The sequence below is a fragment of the Streptomyces sp. NH27 genome (genome assembly GCF_056859195.1).
Genome location: NZ_JACEGK010000828.1, coordinates 1 through 2,039 on the forward strand (window position 1 = coordinate 1; position 2,039 = coordinate 2,039).

A 2,039-nucleotide genomic window follows, 5' to 3' on the forward strand; every position below is an offset into this window, starting at 1 on the left:
CGGCAGTGCTGCGCGACGAGCACGGCGCGACCGAACTGCGGCCGGACGGCGCGTGGTTGCGGGTGTCCGCGCCGCACCCGGCTCCCGCATCCGGTCAGGAGGTGCGCAGGCGCGGCCAGGAGTGCCGTGCGGGTGAGGAGTTGTTGCCCTCGGGCACGACCGTGACGCCCGCGGTGCTGGGCCTGGCGGCGGCGTCCGGATACGACGAGCTGGCGGTCGTGGCCCGGCCGAGGGTCGAAGTGCTCGTTCTCGGCGATGAGTTGCTCGCCAGAGGGCAGCCGGGGAAGGGCCGGGTCCGGGACGCGCTGGGCCCGATGCTGCCGCCGTGGCTGCGCGCGCTGGGCGCGGACGTGGTCGCGGTGCGCCCGCTGCCGGACGACGCGGAGGCGTTGCGGGCGGCCGTCGCCGACGCCGTCGCGACCCGGGGCGCCGACCTGGTGGTCACCACCGGCGGTACCGCGAGCGGCCCGCGCGACCATGTGCACGGCGCGCTGGTACGGGTCGGCGCGCGGCTGCGCGTGGACGGGGTGACGGTGCGGCCGGGGCATCCGATGCTGTTCGCGGATTTCCCGTGCGGACCGTACGAGGTGCCGCGCCCCGCGGAGCCGGCCGGGCCGAGGGGTTTCGTCCCGCCGCGACGACCGGAAGCCGCATCGGGGGCCGAACCGCCGCCCAGGAGGAGCTACTTCGTCGGGCTGCCGGGCAATCCGCTCGCCGCGGTCGCCGGTGTGCTGACGCTCGTCGCGCCCTTGCTGCGTACGCTCGGCGGTCACCCCGCCCCGGCGTCGTACACCGCGCCGCTCACCGAGGACATCGGCGGGCACCCCGAGGACACCCGGCTGGTGCCGGTCGTGTTCGACGCGCACGCGGCCGCCCGGCCGCTGCACCACACCGGATCGGCGATGCTGCGCGGGCTGGCCGCCGCCCACGGGATGGCGGTGGTCCCGCCGGGTGGGGCGAAGGCAGGCGAGGAGGTCAAGGTGCTGGACATTGGGATGCCCGGTTCGGCCTGGGGGAGCGCGCGTTGAGACTGCCTCGTGTCCCCCGCCGCGGTGCGGACGCCGACCCGGCGCCGTACCCGCCGTCCACCGCTGACGACTCCCCGGACTCCCCGGACTCGCCCGACTTCCCCGACTCGCCGGACCGCGGCGGGTCGGGTCCGTCCGGCACCACCGGCACCGCCTACCGGGTGCTCTTCCCGCGCCCGGCGACCGGCCCGCTCAAGCAGGTGATCCGCCGGGTGCTGCTCGCGCTGCTGGTGCTCATGATCACCGTGCTCATCGTCTACGCCGACCGCGGCGGCTACCACGACAGCGCCAACGGCACGGTGTCGTTTCTCGACGCGCTCTACTACGCGACGGTGACCCTGTCCACGACCGGATACGGCGACATCGTCCCGTACAGCACCGGGGCGCGGCTGACCAATACGCTGCTGGTGACGCCGCTGCGGGTGGTCTTCCTGATCATCCTGGTCGGTACCACCCTGGAGGTGCTGACCGAGCGCACCCGGGAGCAGTACCGGCTCAAGCGCTGGAGGAGCGCCTTGCACGACCATGTGGTGATCGTCGGGTTCGGGACGAAGGGGCGGTCCGCCGCGCAGACGCTGATCGGGCGGGGGGTGCCGAAGGACCGGATCGTGGTGGTGGACCCGGTGCCGAAGGTGGTGCAGGCCGCGGCCGACGAGGGGTTCGTGGCGGTCAGCGGGGACGCGACCCGCAACGACGTGCTGCTGCGGGCGGAGGTGGGGCGGGCCCGGCAGATCGTGATCGCCGCGCAGCGCGACGACACGGCGGTGCTGGTCACCCTCACGGCGCGGCAACTCAACGGTACGGCGCGGATCGTCGCGTCCGTGCGGGAGGAGGAGAACGCGCCGCTGCTGAGGCAGTCCGGGGCGGACGCGGTGATCACGAGTTCGAGTGCGGCGGGGCGGTTGCTCGGGTTGTCCATGCTCAGTCCGAGTGCGGGCCGGGTGATGGATGACCTCATCACGTACGGGAGTGGGCTCGATCTCATCGAGCGCGCGGTGGAGCCGTCGGATG

Annotated in this window: 2 protein-coding genes; both read left to right on the forward strand. The window is 74.1% G+C overall.

Annotated features, from left to right (window positions below; all coding sequences use genetic code 11):
- Nucleotides 1-1,028 (forward strand): molybdopterin molybdotransferase MoeA (locus AC13HU_RS36265; protein WP_483046251.1); only part of this gene is annotated, 1,028 nt, incomplete at its 5' end.
- A 161-nt stretch (nucleotides 1,029-1,189) separates the two neighbouring features.
- Nucleotides 1,190-2,039: potassium channel family protein (locus AC13HU_RS36270; RefSeq protein WP_483046252.1), on the forward strand; the 850-nt coding region annotated here is incomplete at its 3' end.